Raw genomic sequence first — 21,543 nt, forward strand, 5'->3', positions numbered from 1 at the left:
CAAGGATAGCGATCGAATGGACTATTCCCGATCTCTATCCTTTGTTATGTGTTGGTATATAAAAATTCTCACTCCGAGATTGGTTTCATGCCCGCCTTCTGCGCTGCAATTACAGCAAGCTCTATTTTATTTAAGCCGAGGCAGTGCTCATCTGTAATCTCAAATATTCTAGGCAGCGGAAGCTCCTTCAAATAATGGCACACTTCATTCTCCCCATCAAACCAGTCCGCTGAACCAGCAGGCTCAATGGCATGATCCTCCCAAGCATCGCTTAAGCAAGGACTGCGCAGAGGGGCAGCCCCGGCTTTGAGACAGCATTCAATTAGTCTTTCTTTATATAGGCTGTCATTTCCTTGCGGCTTTGCTTTTGTGAACAAATGCGGTGCATAATCCGCTCGCGATCCGGAATGCGGAACAGCCCGGACGAAGTTAAGGACACCCTCATGGACAGGCTGAACCCCAAATAATATCATATACAGTCTTTTGCCAAACTCAATTCTTTCCTCCAAGCTGCTAAAATTTTCGATGACAAGGCCAGCAAGCTTCAACCCGCCAGACTGCCGCGAACGATAAGGCATGATTACCGCATTCGTTTGAAGCGGTATCTGAATGTGGAAGCTGGACTTATTCAAAACATGATTGCGGTAGTGTGGATGCTGAACGATACGTTTTTCTATATAATGCTGCTCGTTGATAATTAATGCTGTAGTTAATAGAGCAGAATCATTGTATCGCCAAAATTGCTTCCACACCGGTCCCATAAAGCGGGAAACGCCAAATGCAGGAAGCAAATGTGTCAATAATTTCCCCTCTCTCCGGCCTGCTTCATACAGGAGCAATTGAGGGTACGCATCCTGAAATATTAAAGCGTTCGCTCTCTCCAGCAATTCAAAAATATTTTGCCGCTGCTTCAACGACAGCAGATGTGGAAGCAGGTCTCCCTTCAAATCCGTCATATTCCAACCGCCATTGCGCGAAACAAGATGCGCCAGCATCGCCCAGTGCAGTTCTGGCTTGCGAAAGTAGATCGAACGATAGGCCTCGGTTCGTGTCACGTTATTGCGATTCGCCTGAACTGTCTCTTCCCTTATTCGTTCAATGAGTCTTCTTTCTTCTTCACTCCATTCTTCTGTAGAAGCAGATGTTGTATGCTCCCTTCTTTCCTCTCCCCATTCGACTGCAAGCTCACGCACACGCTCAGCAGACAGCATAAAGGGTCTCGAATCCATTGCTAATGTTTCTGATGCTGCACGCGCCCTCAGCTTTGCAGCAACAATATCCTTTATAAAGGCTGGAATTCTGCTTATTATTGCTAACACCCTCTTCAAGGTTGAACCTTTGGAATTATTCTCCTCATTCATATTAACCCTCCGTTGCACATATACCATTCAGTATCGGCAACGCAGACGTCAATTAGCCATCCTCGAAGTGTGTTCGTCTAAAAAGAAAAAAAGCTGTCCATTAAGCCATTAAGGCTCAACGAACAGCTCTGCTAATTCTTTACTATCCGAACTGCTTACTTTAAAATTACCGAACTATACGGTGGTAATTTCACCTTGCCGTCTTGGAAGGATGAACCTTCCTTCAAGGCTTCAATCATTTCCTTCATACCCGAATCCCCTGCAATAACGACCTCTTGCGGATCCTTGGAGAGATTATGCAGAACAAGAACCTTCTCCGCTTGCGTCATACGGTAGAAACCGACAACAGCACCGTTCGATGTCTCGAAGCCCTCGATCGCACCATCTCTAAGTGCGGCATGAGAAGCACGAATTCGAATTAACTTCTTATAATGCGAGAGGAGCGAATTCGGATCTTTCTGCTGTGCCTCTACTGAAGGAGGATTATCGATATTGAATTGCGATGGAGTCCAGCTCGTTTGCCCATTGCCTGCCTTAGCTCCCGCATTCCATATAAATGGCTCGCGAATCGCTTCATCAGGCTTTTGGCCAAACATCCCAATCTCTTCTCCATAGTAGAGGAAGGGATTACCTGGCATTGTCAGCAGCATAGCTGCAGCCATTCTCGCGTGATCCACGTTCCCTCTCAGAACGGACATTGTCCGATTCTGGTCATGATTGCTCAAGAACGGCGCATCTACGAATTGCCCTCCGGATACTTCCGAGAACATGCCGTGAGTGCGGCTCAGACTGTTAGCCAGGTTGGAATCCTCTTCTTTTCCTGCGACAGACAACAGATTTTGCGCCAGACCAAAGTTAAATCCGGAGTCAAATCCTCCGTTCAAATAAGGAGCCACCGGAACAGGTGAATTCTCTGCAACCTCTCCGATCAGATAAACATCCTTCTTGACCGCCTGAAGAGCAGTTCTGAATTCCTGCCACCATAAAACATTCTTCTCCGTCGTATCCCCATTGCGATCCGTCTGGAGATCCTCATAAATATGCTTGGCAGCATCGATGCGGAAGCCATCCAGGCCTTGATCAAGCCAGAACTTGGCTATCTTAATCATTTCTGCGCGAACATCGGGATTATCGAAGTTCAAATCAGGCATTCCGCCCCAGAAAACACCCATGTAGTGACTGTCGTTGTTTCTATGCCATGCATCTCCGCCGTTCGTAGCGCTTGCCCCGTTTGGTTCGCGCCCTTGATCCTCAGCCCACACATACCAGTCACGATATTTGCTATCCTTGCCGGTAGCGGAGTCAACAAACCATGGATGCTCCACACTGGAGTGATTCACGACAAGATCCATAATGATTTTGATGCCGCGTTTGTGGGCTTCGTCCATCAAACGCTTCATATCTTCAACCGTTCCATAATCCGGATCAATATTGTAGTAATCCGATACGTCATAGCCATGATAGCTTGGCGAATCATTAACAGGCATTAACCAAATACCTTCAACTCCAAGATCCGTATCCGTAGAAGGATCTCCATCATTCAAGTAATCCAGTTTGTTAATTAATCCGTTAAGATCACCAATACCATCATCGTTGGAATCAGCGAATGCACGAACGAAAATCTCATAGTAGACACTTGATGGCTGTTCGTCGATGACAGATGTGTCAGAAGACGGTTGATTACTTTCGGTCGCATTCGTTTTTGGAGAATTAGTAGATTGCGCAGGAGATTCTGTTGAATTGCCGTTATCCGAACATCCTGCAATAACTGTTCCCGCAAGCAAGACTGCGAGCGTGCTGCGAACCGCATTCTTCCATGTCATATCAGAATCATCCTTTCGAAGCGCCTGCTGTCAGACCATCAACAAGGAAGCGTTGTGTGAATGAGAACAAAATCGTAATCGGAATTGCAACCAGAACAGCACCGGCTGCGAATAGAGTGAACTCTGTACTGTTGTATGAGTTAACGAGATCATACAAGCCTACAGCCAGCGTCCATTTATCACGCGAGCGCAAAATCAATCTCGCGAAAATAAAGTCAACCCATGCGCCGGTAAAAGTAGTTAATGAAATGAATGTAATGATCGGACGAGACAAAGGCAATATAACTCTCCAGAAGATGGTGAAGTGATCTGCTCCGTCAATCCGTGCAGCCTCTTCCAGGCTTCTAGGAATCGTGTCAAAAAATCCTTTGGCTACAAACAAGCCGAGTGCCGCACCAGCTGAATACACGAGAATAAGTGCCATATGCGTATCAAGCAAGTTCAATTGAATCAAGAAAATGTAGATCGCGATCAAGCTCATAAATCCAGGGAACATACCCAGAACGAGTACGGTAGATAATAAGGATTTACGGCCACTAAACCGGAATCTGGAGAACGCGTAAGCCGTCAGAAGCTGGATCAATGTACCAAGAATCATACTCCAGGTCGCAACAATCAACGTATTGCCATACCATGTGAAGTATGGGATATCTCTGTTCGTGCGCTCGCCTAGTGTGAACAAATCTTTGTAGTGATCAAATGTTAACTTCTTGGGAATGATGGTATCACTGAAAAGTGCATTTCCCTCTTTAAACGAGGACATGACAGTCCAGAGAGCAGGATAACATACACAGATTGCAAGGATAATAAGAACGATATAGCTAAGCAGCAACCTGATTCTCGTTCTAGCCTTCATTGAATCATGTCCTCCTCTTTGAATGATTTAGTTCTCGTAAATGAGACAATAGAGAGACTTGCAATGATAAGGAATATCAAAATACCAAGCGCTCCAGCAACATTGTAGTTGTTCAGATCCAATGTCAATTTATAGAGCCATGTTACAAGCAAATCAGTCGCCCCAGCGTTGTTATAGTCTGCTGAAACCGGTCTGCCGCCTGTCAGAAGGAAGATAACGTTAAAGCTGTTAATATTACCAGCAAACTGGGTAATGAGTATTGGTGCTGTAGCAAACAATATATATGGCATTGTAATATTGCGGAATCTCATCCATGGCGAAGCACCGTCGATCTCTGCAGCTTCATAGAGGTCCTTAGGAATCGTTGTAAGCATCCCCAGAACCAATACCATACTGACTGGAATACCGATCCACATATTGACAACGATAACGGACACCTTTGCCCAGAATGGATCATTAAGCCAAGGCAGACCTTCCAATCCGAAATAACGGAAATATTGGTTGATCGGTCCGAATTTTTCATTAAGCATATTTCTAAATACGAGCAAGGAAACGAACTGCGGGATCGCATAAGGGATAATGTAGATCGTTCTCCACATGCCTTTAAGACGGACACCCGGTTGGTTAATGAGCAATGCGACCAGAATACCGCCGAAATAACAAGTAATAGTCGCCAGAAAAGCCCAGATCAATGTCCAGGTCAATACACCAAAAAACGTATTACTCCAAACATTCAATGTAAACAGATCAATAAAGGTTTGAAATCCAACCCAGTCCACCAAGTTTTTCGGCGGGATGTGGTTTGGCGATGAATAGTTAGTGAATGCAACGAGTGAAGTAAAGATGATCGGCATAATCGTAAAAAATACGACACCAAGAATAGGAACAGCAAGCAACAACCAAGGAAAGCTGTTTGTTGCAACATTATACATCGACTTGCTGAAAGGAACAGGTTCATGACCTTTATTTCTCATTCTACCGGTCAGAACGGCATCACGGATATTCAGGTAATAAACGAATAAATAAACTACAACAACGAGAGAGGACAAAACGCCGAAAATCAGCATGAAGATCGAATGATCTCCCTCTACGTTCTTGTAAATCCTGCCAACTTTTTCTAAATGCTGACCCTGATCACCTAATGTGATCATCCCGATAAGATGGGTTCTTAGTTTAATAAGAATAAATGATAAGCCTATTGCATGAAACAATAGGAACAGCAAGCCCTTAATGTATTGACGGTTGTAGAACTGTCCTAGCCCCATGCTTAGAACGGACAACCATCCGGCTGTTGTTGCATGTCGGTTCAAGTGACCCCCATCTCCTTACATAATTGATTTCACCCGCCGTAATACGGCGGGTGATTGGATTTAATTCGCAATCTAAGTCTGGCTTAGATTATTTGTTCATAGCAGCGATGCCGTCTTTAACTTTTACTACCCAGTCATCAAGAACTTTCTTAGCATCTGCTTGCTCGTTCCACAACGATCCGAAAGTAGCTTCGTGTGTGTTCCACAGTGCAACCATCTCGGAAGCTTTAGGCATTGGTACGGAGTTAGCGAAGATTTTCAAGAAAGTCGATGAGAACTCATCGGAAGTAATTTTTTCGTTTGCAGCAGCATTAGTGTTAGCTGGCAAGTTACCGAACAGTTCAAAGTTTTTCAGTTGGAACTCTTCGGAAGTGATCATTTGAGCAAATAATTTCGAAGCATTTGGATATTTCGTGTTTGCATTTACGAAGAAGCCTTTAACGCCGGAGAAAGGTTTCATTGCTTTACCGTTAGGCAAAGTAGGGAACTCCATCAGACCTACGTTTTTAACTGCTTTTTTGAATTCGTTTGCTTGCCAAGGACCAGAAACGTTCATTGCAAGTTTGCCGGAAGTGAACAAGCTAGTTTTGATGTCTGCTTGAACGTCAGCAGTTGCAAGAGGAAGGATTTCTTTCAGGCTTTGGTAGAACTTAGCTGCTTCAACAGCGCCTTCAGTGTTCAGACCGATATCTGCAACATCATTGCCGTTGTCGCCGAAGATGTATGCGTCATAGCCAGTGAAGAAGTTCCAAGTCCAGTACAGGTTACCCATTTCCCACATGTAAGCATATTTTTGTGCTTTCGTGTCATTGTAACCTTTTGCGAATGCAATTACTTCATCCCAAGTTTTAGGAGCTGTGCCGTTAGGAACAAGATCTTTATTGTAGTAAACGCCGATCGTTTCAACGGACATTGGGTATCCAAACAGGATGCCGTCCATTGTCAAAGCGTCAACAGCGATCGGGTTGTTGTTAGCTTTTGTTTCTTCTTCGTGGTAGTCATTCGGAAGAATGATTCCCGCTTTGATACCGGAACCAAGACGGTCATGTACGCCGAAGAATACGTCAGCGCCTACGCCTGCTGGTCCATCAGTAATCATTTTCTCAACGGATTTGTCTGGGCCTACGTCTTCGAATTTAACGTCGATGCCATATTTTTCTTTAAAAGCTTTACCTGTTTCTTCGATCAAAGCTTTTTCAGTACCGGAAGACCATACAGTCAGTTGTTTTGCTTCTGGTTCTGGAACAAGCTCTTCTTCTGGAGCTTCAGCATTGTTTGCAGGAGGTGTGTTGTTCGTACCTTGTGCAGTGTTGTTTTTCTTGTTGTTTTCTTCTTTGCTGTTACCGCCGCCACATGCCGCCAGTGAGAACACCATGACCATAGCTACGAGCAAAACCAGTACATTTTTTTTGTTCATAAATCTTTTGAACCACCCTTCGTCCTCATTTTCTGTGGATTAAAAGTCTTCTGCCCTGAAAAGAGCGGTTTCATTTCAATTCACGATCTTCACCGTGCTGCTCTTTCTGTACAGTGGCAGCATCATGTGCAAACGTTTGTGCAACTCCATAAAAAAATTGCTGCTGAAATGAATATACCAACATTTCTCAAGACTGAAAGCGCTTTTAATACTTTTTCATCATACATGATAGAGTCGATTTTGTTAAGTCCTCAACAAAGCCTTTTTCCCGGTTAAAGTTACATCAAGTTTTTATTATCTTCATTTTTCATCAGTTTGCTTAGTTTTTTGTAGTTTTTTAAATTTTAAATACAGTAAAAAATATTTTTGCATGACTTGCTGTAACGAGGGATCTGCCTCTTTCTTGAACGACAGTGAATCATAATAAAAAAAAGGCCCTCTCCTGCTCATCACAAGATGAACGCAGAGACGGCCCATTCGGAGGGCAAGCTCTTTAAATTACTTATTCATAACCGAGATTGCGTCTTTAATTTTGACGACCCAATCGTCAAGAACTGTCTTGGCATCCGTTTGATGATCCCACAATATTCCGAAAGTAGCCTGTTGCGTATTCCATAGGGCAGCCATTTCCGCCGCTTTGGGCATTGGTATGGAGTTTGCGAATATTTTCATGAAAGTGGCTGAGAACTCATCTGAAGTAATTTTCTCATTGCTGGCTGCTGCCGTATTGGATGGAAGATTGCCGAACAGTTCAAAATTTCTCATCTGGAACTCTTCAGATGTAATCAAGTGAGCAAACAATCTGGATGCATTCGGATATTTCGTATTCGCATTTATGAAGAAGGCTTTGATGCTGGAGAAAGGCTTCATTGCTTTGCCATTTGGCAGCACAGGGAATTCCATCAAACCAACATTTTTCAAATCATGCTTGAACTCATTTGCTTGCCGCGCATCACTGACGTTCATGGCCAGCTTGCCGGAGGCAAACAGGCTTGTCCTAATGTCTGCCGTAACATCAACTGTTGCAAGCGGCAAAATTTCCTTCAGGCTCTGATAGAACTTGGCCGCTTCAATCGCAGCATCTGAATTTAGCCCGATATCATTGATATCATTGCCATTGTTGCCGAAAATATAAGCATCATAGCCGCTGAAGAAAGGCCACGTCCAGTACAGATCGCCCATCTGCCACATATAAGCATATTTTTGAGCTGCGGGGTCGTTGAATTCTTTAGCGAATGCAATTACATCCGTCCAGCTCTTAGGCGCTTCGCCGTTAGGTACCAGATCCTTATTATAATACAAGCCAATCGTTTCAATAGACAACGGATACCCGTATAGCAAGCCATCCATCGTTAGAGCATCAATTGCGATAGGGTTGTTGCTCGCTCTAGTCTCTTCCTCATGAAAATCATTGGGGAGAATAACACCCGCTGTTGTACCGATTCCAAGCTGATTGTGCACGCCTAAAAATACGTCAGCACCTACTCCCGCTGGCCCTTCAGTAACCATTTGATCAAAAGATCTGTCTGGACCAACCTCTGCGAACTTAATAGAAATACCATACTTTTCTTTGAATGCCTTGCCCGCCTCATCCACTAGCGCTCTCTCCGCTTCGGTTGACCATACCGTCAATTCCTTTGTGTCTGGCTCGGGGAGAAGCTCCTCTTCATCTAGAGGGGAGTATGAAGCATTGTCAGTTTTGGCACCAGATGCGTTTTCTGTTGCTGTCTTTCCGTCGTTTTTGCTGCTGCATGCTGCCGATGTGAGCATCATAATCATGGCAACGAGCACAATCAGCACATTCTTCTTGTTCATAAGTCTGTTGAACCACCCTTTCGCTACTGTGGGACTCCATCATTCGAAAAACGTACTGTCTTGAGATTTTAAAGTATAATAGAAATCCTTTCCAATTTCAAACCACAGAGCATGTACCGGCCTTTAAAGATCACAGAAACACAGGAGACCCTCTCTCGCTCATCACTAAGATGACCGCAGAGAAGGCCTGTAGGTATATTTCTTAAACTAAACGCAGAGCAGCTATCGCAAAATTATTTATTCATGCTCGCGATTCCATCTTTAATTTTGACAACCCAGTCATCAAGAACAGTCTTCGCATCTGCCTGTTCATTCCACAATGTTGCTAAAGTAGCCTCACTGGTACTCCACATTGCTGTCATTTCCGCTGCTTTTGGCATTGGAATGGAGCTGTCGAATATTTTCAAGAAAGTGGATGAGAATTCATCAGAAGTAATTTTCTCATTGTTAGCTGCAGCGGTATTGGAAGGAAGATTGCCGAACAATTCGAAGTTTTTCAGTTGAAACTCTTCAGATGTTATCAATTGAGCGAATAATTTGGAGGCATTAGGATATTTCGAATTCGCATTTACAAAGAATGCTTTAACACCTGAGAAAGGTTTCATTGTCTTGCCATTAGGCAAAGTAGGGAATTCCATCAGACCAACATTTTTCACATTAGTCTTGAACTCAGCTGCCTGCCAAGGACCACTAACATTCATAGCTAGCTTGCCGGATGTGAACAAGCTTGTTTTAATATCATCCGTTACATCAGCTGTTGCAAGCGGCAAAATTTCCTTCAGGCTTTGGTAGAACTTGAACCCTTCAATCGCAGCGTCTGAATTAAGACCGATATCATTGAGATCCGTGCCATTGTTGCCGAAAACGTAAGCATCATAGCCGCTTAAGAAGCCCCATGTCCAGTAGAAGTCACCCATCTTCCACATGTAGGCATATTTTTGAGCTTTGACATCGTTGAATTGTTTAGCGAATGAAATAACATCCGTCCAAGTCTTGGGAGCCTCGCCGTTAGGCACCAGATCCTTATTATAATACAAGCCAATCGTTTCAACAGAAAGCGGGTAGCCGTAGAGCAGGCCATCTAATGTCAAAGCATCAATCGTCACTGGGTTGTTGTTAGCTTTGGTCTCTTCCTCGTGGAAATCATTAGGGAGAACAATGCCTGCTTTCGTACCGACTCCAAGCTGGTTGTGAACACCCAGGAACAGGTCTCCGCCTACTCCTGCTGGTCCGTCAGTAACCATTTTGTCAAAAGATTTGTCAGGACCAACATCTTCGAATTTAACATCAATACCGTACTTTTCCTTAAATGCTTTGCCAGCTTCCTCAACTAGCGCTTTCTCGGTTCCTGCTGACCATACGGTCAATTCCTTTGCATCCGGCTCAGGAAGCAGCTCCTCTTCCTCCTCTGCAGGAGGCGTGGTTGAAGTGTTAGCATTGTTTGTTTTGGCGTCTGATGTGTTTTCCGTGGACGTCTTTCCGTCGTTATTGCCGCTGTTGCATGCTGCCATTGTGAACACCATAGTCATCGCGACGAGCAGAGTCAGCACATTCTTCTTGTTCATATAGCTTGTCGAACCACCCTTCGTTCCTTTTTTTCTGTGTTTACAAAGAATTTTCGACCTTGAGAATCGGCTGCATTTTTTTCGTTATGTAGTGGAGGTTGACCCTCGATGTGTTTTCCGGTAATCTGTCAGCAACATGCTTAACGTTTCTCTATTACACAACAAAGCCTAAATGGATGCCGTCCCTTCTCAAGATTGAAACCGCTTTTAACACTTTTCAATCATACAGGATGAATACAATTGCGTTAAATCTTGGAAAAAGCCTTTTTTTGCACTTAACGACGCCCTTACCTTGGTTTATCTTAGGATTACTAGCTTTTTTAGAGTTTTTTAACATTTTATCCTATTTAATGAGGTTTACTGTTGATTGAATTAATTACCTCCGATTCAAAGAGGGCTGCTGTTGCTTATCGCTTATGATTGAAGGAAGGATGGTCAGAATGTGCGGAAGATACACGATAACCATTTCTATCGAGGAATTAATGCTTCGCTATTTGATCGGGGAGGTTTCTATCCCTTTTCAGCGGCCCAGGTACAACGTTGCCCCCACGCAGAAGGTCTATGCGGTTGTTAATGACGGGCATGCGAATCGGCTGGGACTGCTGCAATGGGGCCTTATTCCTGCCTGGGCCAAGGATGCTTCATACGGCAGCAAAATGCTGAATGCCCGGGCTGAGACCGTATGGAGCAAACCCGCTTTCGAGGGGCTGGTACGCCGCAAGCGATGCATCATACCGGCAGACGGATTCTATGAATGGAAGAAGACTTCAACGGGCAAGCAGCCCATGCGCATTGCGCTGCGCACGCGAGAGGTGTTCAGCATGGCCGGGCTCTATGATACTTGGACGATGCCGGACGGAAGCAAACTCAGTACTTGCACCATTATTACAACTGAGCCGAATGAGCTCATGGCCCCCATCCATAACCGGATGCCGGTCATTCTCAAACGGGAAGACGAGGCAGCATGGCTGGATCGCTCGACGCAGGATCAAGAAACACTGGGCAAGCTGTTGGTTCCTTATGCTGCTGCTGCTGAGCTGGAGGCTTATCCTGTGTCGCCCAAGGTAGGCTATGTCGCCAATGACGATCCGTCCTGCATAGCGCCGTTCGAGGAATAAACGGACAAAAAAAACCGCTGATCCTGTGATCAGCGGAACATCGCCCATAATTTCAACAAATGCAATGTATTATTGGGATCGATTCGTTGGCCCAGCACGAAGGAGATCAGTTGCTCCTCTTGCGACTCTGTCAATGTTTCCTGCAATATTTTCGCAGATGTCCGGACTAGTCTTTTCACCTTGGCCCGATCCTGCAAATCGTATTTGTTCACGCCATCCAATGCCAATTTAATCCGTTCCTTGACTGCCTTGTTCTTCATCTTAACTTTCACTCGCTCGACGAATTCCGGACGAATTCCATATTTCGTGTAGCTCATTAGCGGATTAGCACCTCCGTCTGGCTATAACAAGCAGCCATTCGTTCTACTATATGCCGCTGCAGTTGCAAAAAAAACTAGTCCAAAAGCTCCCCCTGAAAAAGTTGATCACTCTGGAGCCGCTGCCGCAACCTTGCATAGATGGCGTCAGACCAAAATTCCGGACGGGTGGTTAGATCCGCCGCATCGTCACGGGCCTCCTCCAGAACTGCGAAGTCAGCGGCCATATCAGCGAGCCGGAACTCGGGAACCCCGCTTTGCTTTGTGCCAAAGAAATCTCCAGGCCCCCGCAAATCAAGATCTCTTCTGGACACTTCGAATCCGTCATCAGTCTCGGTCATCACCTTCATCCGCTCACGGCCAATCTCTGACTTCGGGTCTGCAATGAGAACACAGTAGGACTGATGCTCTGCACGCCCTACACGGCCGCGGAGCTGATGGAGCTGAGACAGTCCAAAGCGCTCCGCATCCATAATAATCATAAGCGTCGCATTGGGCACATCAACGCCGACCTCCACGACTGTTGTTGCGACCAGCACCTTTATCTCATTATCGCTGAAGGCGCGCATGACTTCATCCTTTTCCGCCGCTCCCAGTCTGCCGTGAAGAAGACCGATCGGCATGTCAGGAAATGCCTGCCCCATCTGGATGTGCAAATCTATGGCATTCTGGACATCGAGCTTGTCCGATTCTTCAATAAGCGGACAAATGAAATAAGCCTGTCTTCCCGCATCAACCTCGCGCCGAATAAAGCCCAGTACACGATCCAGCATCCCATGTTTGACCCAATAAGTCTTTATCGGCTTGCGCCCATGCGGCCGTTCACGCAGAGTTGACACATCCATATCGCCGAATGCGGTGATCGCAAGTGTCCGCGGAATTGGTGTTGCCGTCATGGTCAGCACGTCCGGACTCATCCCTTTACGACGCAAAATACTTCGCTGATTAACGCCGAAACGATGCTGCTCATCAGTGACGACAAGGCCCAAACTGCGGAAAACAACACCGTCCTGGATTATGGCATGCGTCCCGACGATAATATCGATCAGACCCATCTGCAGCCCTGCCAGCACGTCCCGCCGCTTGCGCTCCGTCATGCTGCCGGTAAGCAGAGCAACCTGCAGGCCAACAGGCTCGAACAGCTTCTGGAGAGATCGCATATGTTGATCAGCCAGTATCTCTGTAGGCACCATCAGTGCCCCCTGATGGCCGCCCTTAACCGCTGCGAGCAGCGCAATAGCCGCCACTACCGTTTTGCCTGAGCCGACATCCCCTTGCAGCAGACGGTTCATACATGAGGGCTGCCTCATATCAGCCAGTATCTCATTAACAACCTTCTTCTGGGAATCAGTCAGTTCGAATGGGAGTGTCCGCACGAAGGAACGGATAATCTCTGGGTCTACAACAATGGCCACTCCGTCTTTGCGGCTCCGGTTAAGCGAACGGTAAGCCTGCAGCTTAAGCTGGAACAGGAACAGTTCCTCGTATACCAGCCTGCGCCGCGCTCCTTGTCCTGCGGCTGTATCGTCCGGCTGATGAATTCGCATGATCGCCTCTGAACGAGGCATTAGCCGATGCTTATCGATCAGTTCCACAGGAAGCATTTCTTCGATCAGAGACCCAAATTGGGTTATAGCCTGTTTCATCGTCTTCCTCATCCATGGCTGGGTAAGACTGCCTCCTACTGAATAAACAGGCTGCAGCGTCCCGGTCTTGGCCGTTCCCTTGTCGGGAAATTCAGAATCTGACACCGTTAGCTGCAGACGCCGCTGCTCCCATTTGCCGGTTAGCACAACCTCCCGTCCCGGAACAAGCTGCTCTTGCAAAAAATGCCTGTTGAACCAAACAGCTGTTACTAATACGCCGTCCACTACAACTTTGCACGTTAGCCGTGATTTCGCCCGGCCATAACGCTGCATGACCGGCGCTCCCATGATCTTGCCTTGTACCGTGACCTTCTCTCCGTCCTTCGTCTCCGCCAAACCGCGAATTCTATAATCCTCATATCGGAAGGGAAAATAGTCCAGCAAATCTGCGACTGTATGGACGCCAAAGGCGTGAAGCTCCTGTTCCTTCTGAGCGCTCACGCCTTTAATTTGCCGGACTGTTATTTGATCCAGCTTCATCTTTTCAACCTCACACCCGGTTAATGAATAACGCAGCCGTTCCAGGACCGACATGCGTACCAATGACCGATCCAATCTCGGTCTTGCCAATGCTGTGGACATTAAGCTCCGCTTTCGCCAACTCAGCCAGCTCCATCGCCAGCTCGTCATTATGCGCCCAGCCGATGATCATATTGACTGGAGATTGTCCGAAATCCCGTTTGAACAGCTCCACAATACGCTGCATCGCCTTCTTCTGTCCACGCACTTTATCAACAGCTGTAACCATCCCTTCCTCATCAACCGTAAGGATAGGCTTCACATTCAGGATGGAACCGAACAGAGCCGCTGCTTTGCCGATTCGTCCGCCCTTCTGCAAATATTCCAGCGTATTGACCAGGAAATAGATCTGCTTATCCAGGCGAAGCCGCTCGATCTCTGTCAGGATGGCTTCTTTAGACTCCCCTGCCGCAGCCATCTCTGCTGCTTTGATCGCCATTATGCCGAACCCGTAAGAGGCCGTCTTGGAGTCAATAATCGTGACATCGCCCTCTACTTCAAGCATGGAATGGCCAAGTACAGCCGATTGATACGTACCGCTAAACGCAGAGGACAGATGAATCGATATAATCGATGCATCGGGCTCCTCCTTCAAGATATCTTCATAGACCTTCACGAAATCAAGCGGTGATGGCTGCGAAGTAGTAGGAACGATCGGCGAACTTATCAGCTTCTCATAGAACTGGCTTGGACTGATCTCAACAGCATCCAGATACGCTTCATCCCCGAAGATCACTTTCAACGGCACCATTTCGATGTCCAGCCGCTGGCGTATTTCCAATGGGATATCCGCCGTACTGTCTGTTACAATTTTCACTTTCCCCATATAAGCCACCCCTATTCGACTGCAAAAAGATAAGGATACAATGGTTGTCCGCCCTCATGCACTTCCAATTCTGCATCGGGATACGTCTCGCGAGCCCAATCCGTCAGCGCAGAGGTCTCTTCCTCGCTTGCCTGTTCGCCTGTAAGCACGGTGACAAGCTCGCCCCCATTATCCAGCATGCGTGAGAGAAGTGTCCGGCAAGCTTCCTGCAGGCTGGAAGAAGCGGAGACGATCGATTTCTCCATGATGCCGATGTAGTCGCCTTCACGAATATCGATGCCGTCGATGGATGTATCTCTTACTGCATGTGTTACTTGACCAGACTGTACCGCTTTGGCTGCTTCCGTCATTGCATCCGCATTCGCTTCCGATGATTCCTCATCTCTGAAAGCAAGAACTGCGGCTAGTCCCTGCGGCACTGTCCGGGTCGGAATGACTGTCACATTGCGCTCGCACAATTCCGCTGCTTGCTGTGCAGCCAATATGATGTTGCTGTTATTAGGCAGCAGATAAATATGCTCCGCCGGCAATGATTCGATCGCATGGACAAAATTTTCAGTAGACGGGTTCATCGTCTGTCCGCCGGATAAGACAACATCTACGTTGTTCTCGAGGAAAATGGAAGCAATCCCTTCGCCCATCGCCACTGCAATAATGCCGTACGGTGCCCATTCATGTGCTTGCTGCGCCTTGGCGGAATCGGCCATTGCGCCTGTCAACACTTCGGTAACAGCAAGTCCCAATGCCGCATCCTCAACACTCGTCGAAGCAGCTTCGGCCATTTCGTCGGCAATTCCCCCATGAACGGTATCTCCTGAGACGATCTCGCGATGCTGCTCACGCATATTAAGAATATGAATGTCAGTCAGCTCGCCGTACGGGAGGGCATAGTTCAACACATCGCCTGGTTTGCGGGAATGAACATGCACTTTAATAATATCATCGTCAACGATGACAAGAATGGAGTCGCCATCTCTGGCTAACATCCCTTTGAACAGCGCCTCATCAAATTTAAGGGCAGATGTCAGTGCCGATTTGCGGTTGATGAAAAACTCCATATCATATAAAAACTCTATCTCTTCAGTCGAAAGACGGGATTGCGCATGGACCGGGTTATGTACAGCCGGAGCGATATGAGGCGCACTCGATGGCGCAACCTGCTCAGGCAAAGCCGCTTCAGTCGGCATCCATTCCCCTTTGCCCAATCCGTTCGGATCAGAGATCGCACGTAGAAATCCTTCGTAAATATATACGAGACCCTGGCCTCCCGAATCCACCACCCCAACCTGCTTGAGCACAGGAAGAAGATCAGGCGTTCGCTGAAGCGCCTCATTAGCTTTCTCGTGAATTTCACGCATCAATTCAAGCATATCGCTTGTTCGGCGTGAATAACTGACAGCATGCTTGGCAGCTTCCTTGGCAACGGTCAATATCGTCCCCTCAACCGGCTTCACCACTGCTTTGTATGCCATGTCAACACCGTTCTGCAGTGCTGCGGCAAATTGTAACGTGCCAACCTCTTCGAGGCTGGCCAGGCTCTTAGCAAACCCGCGAAACAACTGAGACAAAATAACGCCGGAGTTCCCCCGTGCCCCCATGAGCAGTCCTTTAGAAAGCGCTTCCGCAACTTTCCCTACTGCTTTGGATGGCTTGCTTTGCAACTCTCGAACGCCCGATGTCATCGTTAAGTTCATATTTGTTCCGGTGTCGCCGTCAGGAACCGGGAACACATTAAGCGAGTTTACGCGTTCCACGTTACGTTGCAAGCATTCCGCTCCTGTCAGCACCATCCCTGCAAGGTCTGATCCGTTAATAAAGCGTTTACTCAACGTCAATTCCCCTTCCTAACCAGATACACGCACGCCTTGGACAAAAATATGAACATGGTCGACCTGCAAGCCAACGACTTCATTCAGCACATACTTCACCTTTGATTGAATATTATGCGCTACTTCTGATATTTTTGTTCCATAGCTTACGATGATGTATAAATCGATGTGCAGTTGATCATTCTCACGGCGAATCTCTACGCCCCGAGAAAGATTGTCGCGGCCCAGCAGCTCTGCAATTCCATCTTTCAATTGCTTGCGCGAGGCCATCCCGACAAGTCCATAACAATCCAGCGCCGCTGACCCCGCCAGTACGGAGATGACGTGATCCGAAATGATTACATTTCCAAGTTCCGAGTTAAGCTGCAGAGGCATGGAAGCCACTCCTTTATGTGAAATATTATGGACTAATCAACATTGTACTATAAATGTCGGCGATATAGAAGCCTAGTCATGCTCAATCGACGAATTTCTGCTTTTTCCTCCATCACAGGCATTATAAAACGGTCATGCAGAAGCTTGATGGAACGGATAAGTTGTGCTATTATATTCAAGTATGTTTATTGCAATGGGGTTTCCCTTGCTTCCTAAGCGAGTTTATCTCGCATGAAGATTATACATTACAGTTATTATGTAGAGCTTCGCGAAAAACTAAGCGCATGCTTTCGAAGTAGTTTTTCACTTCCATGACAGCTACTCATGAAGCTTCGCGATAAATTTTAAAGGAGGTGTATTCCATGTCTCGCAAATGCTTCCTTACTGGCAAAGGCCCAGGAAAAGGTAACCACGTTTCTCACGCAAACAATAAAAACCGCCGCACTTGGGGCGTAAACGTTCAAAAAGTTCGCATCCTGGTGGACGGCAAACCAAAACGCGTTTATGTTAGCACTCGTGCTCTTAAAGCAGGTAAAGTAACTCGTGTATAATGACTTTTCGTCATAGAGAAGAAGCACCCGATTTTCAGGTGCTTTTTTTTGTGCTTAATTGCGCATGATCGAGGCACCGCAAACAGCCGCCCGCGGCCCGGTCGGCTGCTTTCGCTGGGGTTGCTTTCTAACGAGCACAATCGGCAGATTGTCTTCAAGCGTTAGTTTTTTTGGAACGTGTTCAATATTGCTTTGACAAACCCGCCCAAAAACTTTGGCAGCTTGATTGTATAAAACTTCATGCTCCACCCCTCCTCAAACTTATAAGGAAACCTCATTGTCAACATTCTCGAACAATCATGACGCCTTTTCCATAATGCTGCGCACAAGAAGAAACGGCCCATGCCGTCAAAGCTGCAGCGAAGCACTGACTTCTCGCCATTGAATATCAGAATAGCATAGAAGAAAATTTATACATTCCGATACAAAAAAAGGCTACAAGAACATTCGTTCATGTAACCATACTATGCGGTATTGGATTGTCCTATTCCATCGTGCTGACAGCAGCCTATAAGACTACCTGAGAGAGGCGATTGCAGCTCTGCGATCCTGCTCCGTAAATACGGCACTGCCTGCCACTAATACGTTTGCTCCAGCCTCACGGACGAGTGGCGCAGTCACAGCGTTAATGCCGCCATCGACCTGAATATTCATGCCGTTCAATCCACGCGTATCCAGCATCGCTCGAAGCGCTTTAAGCTTAGCCAGAGACTGAGTAATAAACTTCTGGCCGCCAAAGCCCGGGTTTACCGTCATAAGCAATACCATATCAAGCTCGTCCACAATACAGTCCAGCGCAGACAGCGGCGTGGACGGATTGAGCGCAACGCCAGCGGGTAAACCGGCTTCTTTAATCATTCCAACAACTCTGTGCAGGTGCGGGCATGTCTCCGCGTGAACCGTAATGCGATCCGCTCCGGCTTCTACGAATGCCGGAATAAGGTTCTCCGGGCGTTCGATCATCAGGTGCACGTCAAAGGTCAGCTTCGTATAAGGACGGATGGCACCTACGACGAGGGGACCAAAGGTTAAGTTCGGTACATAATGCCCGTCCATTACGTCAATATGAATCCAATCGGCTCCCGCCTGATCTACGTCTTTAACATCTTCTCCAAGTGCTGCAAAGTTTGCAGACAATATGGATGGGGCGATGATCGTCATGTTAGTACCTCCGCTTTTTGTCTTTCATTTCTGCCATGAACTGCGAGTAATGCTCATATCGGCTTGATGCAATTATGCCGTCCTCCAGCGCATCCAGCACCGCGCACTCCGGCTCATGCATGTGCGTGCATCCGCGGAACTTGCAGTTAGACGACAGCTCGCGCATTTCCCGAAAACAGCTTCCCAGCTCCTCGATCCCGAGCTCAGTGAAATCAAGCTGGCTAAAGCCTGGCGTATCTGCCACATAACCGCCGCCGATATTAATCAGCTCCACATGCCTGGTCGTATGCTTGCCTCTTCCGAGCTTATTGCTGATTGCATTTGTTTCCAGCGAAAGCCCCGGCACGAGCGCATTAAGAAGCGATGACTTGCCCACACCCGACTGGCCGGCAAACACCGAGAGATGCCCTTGAAGACGTTCCAGCAGCGTCCCTGTACCAGCGCCTTGACGGGAACTTGTTGTCATCACTTCATATCCGATCGGCTCGTAAATCCGTTTTACTTCCTGCATCATATGCTGCGCCTCTTCTGTATCCGCGCCTTCATGGGCAAGATCCTGCTTGCTCAGACAAAGCAAAGCTTGTATGCCGGCATGCTCGATATGTACGAGAAATTTATCCAGCAGGGATAGATTAAGCGAGGGCTCCGTAATGGAGAATACAAGAACGGCAAGGTCGATATTCGCCACTTGCGGTCGAATGAGCTCCGAGGTGCGAGGCAGAATAGCATTAACAGTTCCTTCGCCATTCTCAGTCGCCCCATACTCCACCAAATCGCCGACAAGAGGCGATTCGCCCCGTTTCTTGAATATTCCCCGTCCTCTGCACTGAATAGGTGCCGAATCTTTATCGGCCCCTTCAGGCAGCACATAATAATAACCGCTCAAAGCTTTAACGATTCTTCCAACCTGGTTATTGCTGCTATTGCTGCTATTGCTGTTGCTGCTGTTCTTGCGGGATTGTACCGTCATCTGTTTCAATCTCCTCGGTCTGAGCCGGCTCAGTGACCGGTTGCTCTTCACCTGGAACTGTCTCCGGCATGGAATTATCGCCGGATTTCACTTCGTCATACGTTTTCGTAAAAGTATCGACCAGCTGATTGTCCCGATAAATCGTTACCATCGCTTCTGTATTTGGCGAAAGCACGACTTTCACGGAGAATGTCTGCGTATCTTTAATTTTGCGCTTGCCCCACTCCACATTTTCTTGACGGGCATCGCTGTAGACAATTCGAATCTCACTCGTTTTGTCCGCCTGGGCAGGCGAGATCATAATATTGTACGTATATTCGAGTGCGTCCTTAGGCAAGCCGGAACTGATCGTTAATGTGATCTCTGCGCCTTCGGACACGGGATCGCCTTCCTCATATGGATGCTGAGCGAGCACCTCGCCCTCAGGCTTGTAGCTCTCTTCACGAACGATGTTATCGTCGTTGATTTTCAGCCCCTTCGACTTCAGCAGCTTGATGGCGTCCTTCTCAGACAATCCAACTACCTTAGGCATCGGGAAGGTTTCTTTGCCCTTGCTTACTGTAAAGGTGAAAGTCGCTGTTTTGGGATCGAAGGAGTCGCCCGCTAACGGCGTCTGCTTGATAATGATTCCCGGCGCTTCATCGCTATACACCTCATCCTTAACAATCTGATGATCATCAGATACGCCCAGACTCATTAGCTCATCATAAACCTCATTGAAGACACGCCCGGTATAGTCGGAGACCTTCTCCAGCTTCGGCCCCGAGCTGACAAACAGCTTGACGAATGCGCCAACTTTAACTCTCTGGTTAGCTATCGATTGATCATAGACGATATCCTTCTCGATCCCTTCCTTCTCCATATAGACCGAAGGATCCTCTACCTTCAAGCCCGCCGCTTCCAGCTTGGCCCGCGCATCGGATTCCGTCATATTGACGACATAAGGGACATCCACCTCTTCTTCGTCAAACCATCCCAGCACCGTTCTCGCTCCCCAGAAAACAAGAGCAATAATAATCAGTGTAGAAGCAACCGTTATAACAGGCTTCACCCATTTGCGCTTGCGCGAATCATCAAGTCCGCTGGAATCCCAGCGTTCCTCCTGTTCCGGCGGCAGTGCAGCTGCCTTGTCATTGCGTCCTCCGGCTACGGGCGCAGCTGCCAGCGTATCCATAATACTGCCGCGGATTGCCGGCATGATGCGTGTTTCGTCCAAATCTGATGTGTCGTTGTTGAAAGTGATCTTAGGTTCATTCAAACGTTCAGGCTGCAGGCAGGTTTCCAAATCCTGCAGCATCTCGCTTGCTGAACGATAGCGTTCATTCTGATTCTTCCGCATCGCCTTGAGAATAACATTCTCGACGCTCTGGGGTATGTAAGAATTAACGATACGCGGCTCCTCGAACGTCTCTTGCAAATGCTTGAGCGCGACACTTATCGGGCTCTCGCCGAGAAACGGCAGCTGCCCGGTCAGCATCTGATACAGCACAATACCTAATGAGTATAAGTCCGACTTCTCTCCGGTGCTGATTCCTTTGGCATGCTCGGGCGAGAAATAATGAACGGAACCAAGAACAGAGCCCGTCTGCGTGATCGTAGAAGAAGTTACCGCTCTCGCAATACCGAAATCAGTCACTTTAACCCGGCCGTTCTTCCCGATAAGTATGTTATGCGGTTTAATATCGCGATGAATGATTTGATTATGATGAGCGTGCTCCAGCGCATCACAGATCTGCACGGCAATACGAACCGCTTCTTCAGTCTGCAGTGGCGCACGCTGCTGAATGATCTCGTTCAGATTGTTGCCCTCGACATACTCCATCACGATGTAGTGCGTCTCATCTTCTTGTCCGACATCATAGATGCTGACCACATTGGGATGTGATAATGCCGCTGCCGATTGTGCCTCCCGGCGGAAGCGGCGAATAAACTCCTCGTCATGGACAAATTGCTGCCTAAGCACCTTAACAGCGACCTTGCGATTCAAAAGAACATCATGCGCCTTGTATACAAGCGCCATACCGCCGCCGCCGACACGGGCCATAATCTCATAACGCCCGGCTAATTCATGTCCTATCATGTCG

18 protein-coding genes are annotated in these 21,543 nt (G+C 47.4%); 2 read left to right on the forward strand and 16 right to left on the reverse strand.

What is annotated here, in order from left to right:
* Nucleotides 1-68: 68 nt before the first annotated feature.
* From K0T92_RS05255 to K0T92_RS05285, 7 genes are all read right to left on the reverse strand, one after another.
* Nucleotides 69-1,361, reverse strand: coding sequence for a DUF2515 family protein (locus K0T92_RS05255; protein ID WP_219871383.1), 1,293 nt, complete (start codon nt 1,359-1,361; stop codon nt 69-71).
* A 155-nt stretch (nt 1,362-1,516) separates the two neighbouring features.
* Nucleotides 1,517-3,184 carry an alpha-amylase family glycosyl hydrolase gene (locus tag K0T92_RS05260; RefSeq protein WP_219871384.1) on the reverse strand — a complete coding sequence of 556 codons (1,668 nt, stop codon included), beginning with the start codon at nt 3,182-3,184 and terminating at the stop codon, nt 1,517-1,519.
* A gap of 7 nt (nt 3,185-3,191) precedes the next feature.
* Complete coding sequence (locus K0T92_RS05265) at nt 3,192-4,040, reverse strand: sugar ABC transporter permease (protein WP_219871385.1); 849 nt, start codon at nt 4,038-4,040, stop codon at nt 3,192-3,194.
* Entirely contained in the window at nt 4,037-5,350 is a 1,314-nt protein-coding gene (locus K0T92_RS05270) for a carbohydrate ABC transporter permease (protein ID WP_219871386.1), read from the reverse strand. The genes K0T92_RS05265 and K0T92_RS05270 overlap by 4 nt, the downstream gene beginning before the upstream one ends.
* A gap of 88 nt (nt 5,351-5,438) precedes the next feature.
* Entirely contained in the window at nt 5,439-6,767 is a 1,329-nt protein-coding gene (locus tag K0T92_RS05275) for a sugar ABC transporter substrate-binding protein (protein ID WP_219871387.1), read from the reverse strand.
* 498 nt (nt 6,768-7,265) lie between these two features.
* The gene (locus K0T92_RS05280) at nt 7,266-8,582 is read right to left on the reverse strand and encodes a sugar ABC transporter substrate-binding protein (RefSeq protein ID WP_219871388.1); all 1,317 of its coding nucleotides are present in this window, start codon (nt 8,580-8,582) and stop codon (nt 7,266-7,268) included.
* 233 nt (nt 8,583-8,815) lie between these two features.
* Nucleotides 8,816-10,147, reverse strand: coding sequence for a sugar ABC transporter substrate-binding protein (locus K0T92_RS05285; RefSeq protein ID WP_219871389.1), 1,332 nt, complete (start codon nt 10,145-10,147; stop codon nt 8,816-8,818).
* A 440-nt stretch (nt 10,148-10,587) separates the two neighbouring features.
* Here K0T92_RS05285 and K0T92_RS05290 point away from each other — a divergent pair, with 440 nt between their 5' ends.
* Nucleotides 10,588-11,265, forward strand: coding sequence for an SOS response-associated peptidase (locus K0T92_RS05290; RefSeq protein WP_219871390.1), 678 nt, complete (start codon nt 10,588-10,590; stop codon nt 11,263-11,265).
* A 29-nt stretch (nt 11,266-11,294) separates the two neighbouring features.
* On the opposite strand, the gene K0T92_RS05295 is transcribed toward K0T92_RS05290, so the two are convergent.
* From K0T92_RS05295 to K0T92_RS05315, 5 genes are all read right to left on the reverse strand, one after another.
* A complete protein-coding gene (locus K0T92_RS05295) occupies nt 11,295-11,582 on the reverse strand; it encodes a stage VI sporulation protein F (RefSeq protein WP_219871391.1) in 288 nt (95 codons plus the stop codon).
* 77 nt (nt 11,583-11,659) lie between these two features.
* Complete coding sequence (gene recG / locus K0T92_RS05300) at nt 11,660-13,708, reverse strand: ATP-dependent DNA helicase RecG (protein ID WP_219871392.1); 2,049 nt, start codon at nt 13,706-13,708, stop codon at nt 11,660-11,662.
* A 10-nt stretch (nt 13,709-13,718) separates the two neighbouring features.
* Nucleotides 13,719-14,573 (reverse strand): DegV family protein, encoded by an 855-nt coding sequence (locus K0T92_RS05305; RefSeq protein ID WP_219871393.1) that lies wholly within the window; start codon nt 14,571-14,573, stop codon nt 13,719-13,721.
* A gap of 11 nt (nt 14,574-14,584) precedes the next feature.
* Nucleotides 14,585-16,363 (reverse strand): DAK2 domain-containing protein, encoded by a 1,779-nt coding sequence (locus tag K0T92_RS05310; protein WP_219871570.1) that lies wholly within the window; start codon nt 16,361-16,363, stop codon nt 14,585-14,587.
* A gap of 54 nt (nt 16,364-16,417) precedes the next feature.
* Nucleotides 16,418-16,777: an Asp23/Gls24 family envelope stress response protein gene (locus K0T92_RS05315; protein WP_219871394.1), complete on the reverse strand. Its 360-nt coding sequence runs from the start codon at nt 16,775-16,777 to the stop codon at nt 16,418-16,420.
* A gap of 362 nt (nt 16,778-17,139) precedes the next feature.
* Here K0T92_RS05315 and rpmB point away from each other — a divergent pair, with 362 nt between their 5' ends.
* Entirely contained in the window at nt 17,140-17,328 is a 189-nt protein-coding gene (gene rpmB, locus K0T92_RS05320; protein WP_219871395.1) for a 50S ribosomal protein L28, read from the forward strand.
* Nucleotides 17,329-17,489: 161 nt separating this feature from the next.
* Here the strand turns inward: rpmB and spoVM are convergent, their stop codons facing one another.
* From spoVM to pknB, 4 genes are all read right to left on the reverse strand, one after another.
* Entirely contained in the window at nt 17,490-17,570 is an 81-nt protein-coding gene (gene spoVM, locus K0T92_RS25455; protein ID WP_010345573.1) for a stage V sporulation protein SpoVM, read from the reverse strand.
* A gap of 274 nt (nt 17,571-17,844) precedes the next feature.
* Nucleotides 17,845-18,489: a ribulose-phosphate 3-epimerase gene (gene rpe, locus K0T92_RS05330; protein WP_219871396.1), complete on the reverse strand. Its 645-nt coding sequence runs from the start codon at nt 18,487-18,489 to the stop codon at nt 17,845-17,847.
* A 1-nt stretch (nt 18,490) separates the two neighbouring features.
* Complete coding sequence (gene rsgA, locus K0T92_RS05335; RefSeq protein ID WP_219871397.1) at nt 18,491-19,459, reverse strand: ribosome small subunit-dependent GTPase A; 969 nt, start codon at nt 19,457-19,459, stop codon at nt 18,491-18,493.
* Nucleotides 19,419-21,539, reverse strand: coding sequence for a Stk1 family PASTA domain-containing Ser/Thr kinase (gene pknB / locus K0T92_RS05340; RefSeq protein ID WP_219871398.1), 2,121 nt, complete (start codon nt 21,537-21,539; stop codon nt 19,419-19,421). The genes rsgA and pknB overlap by 41 nt, the downstream gene beginning before the upstream one ends.
* Between the last annotated feature and the right edge of the window lie 4 nt (nt 21,540-21,543).

This window comes from Paenibacillus oenotherae, from assembly GCF_019443105.1.
Taxonomy (GTDB): Bacteria; Bacillota; Bacilli; order Paenibacillales; family Paenibacillaceae; genus Paenibacillus_Z; species Paenibacillus_Z oenotherae.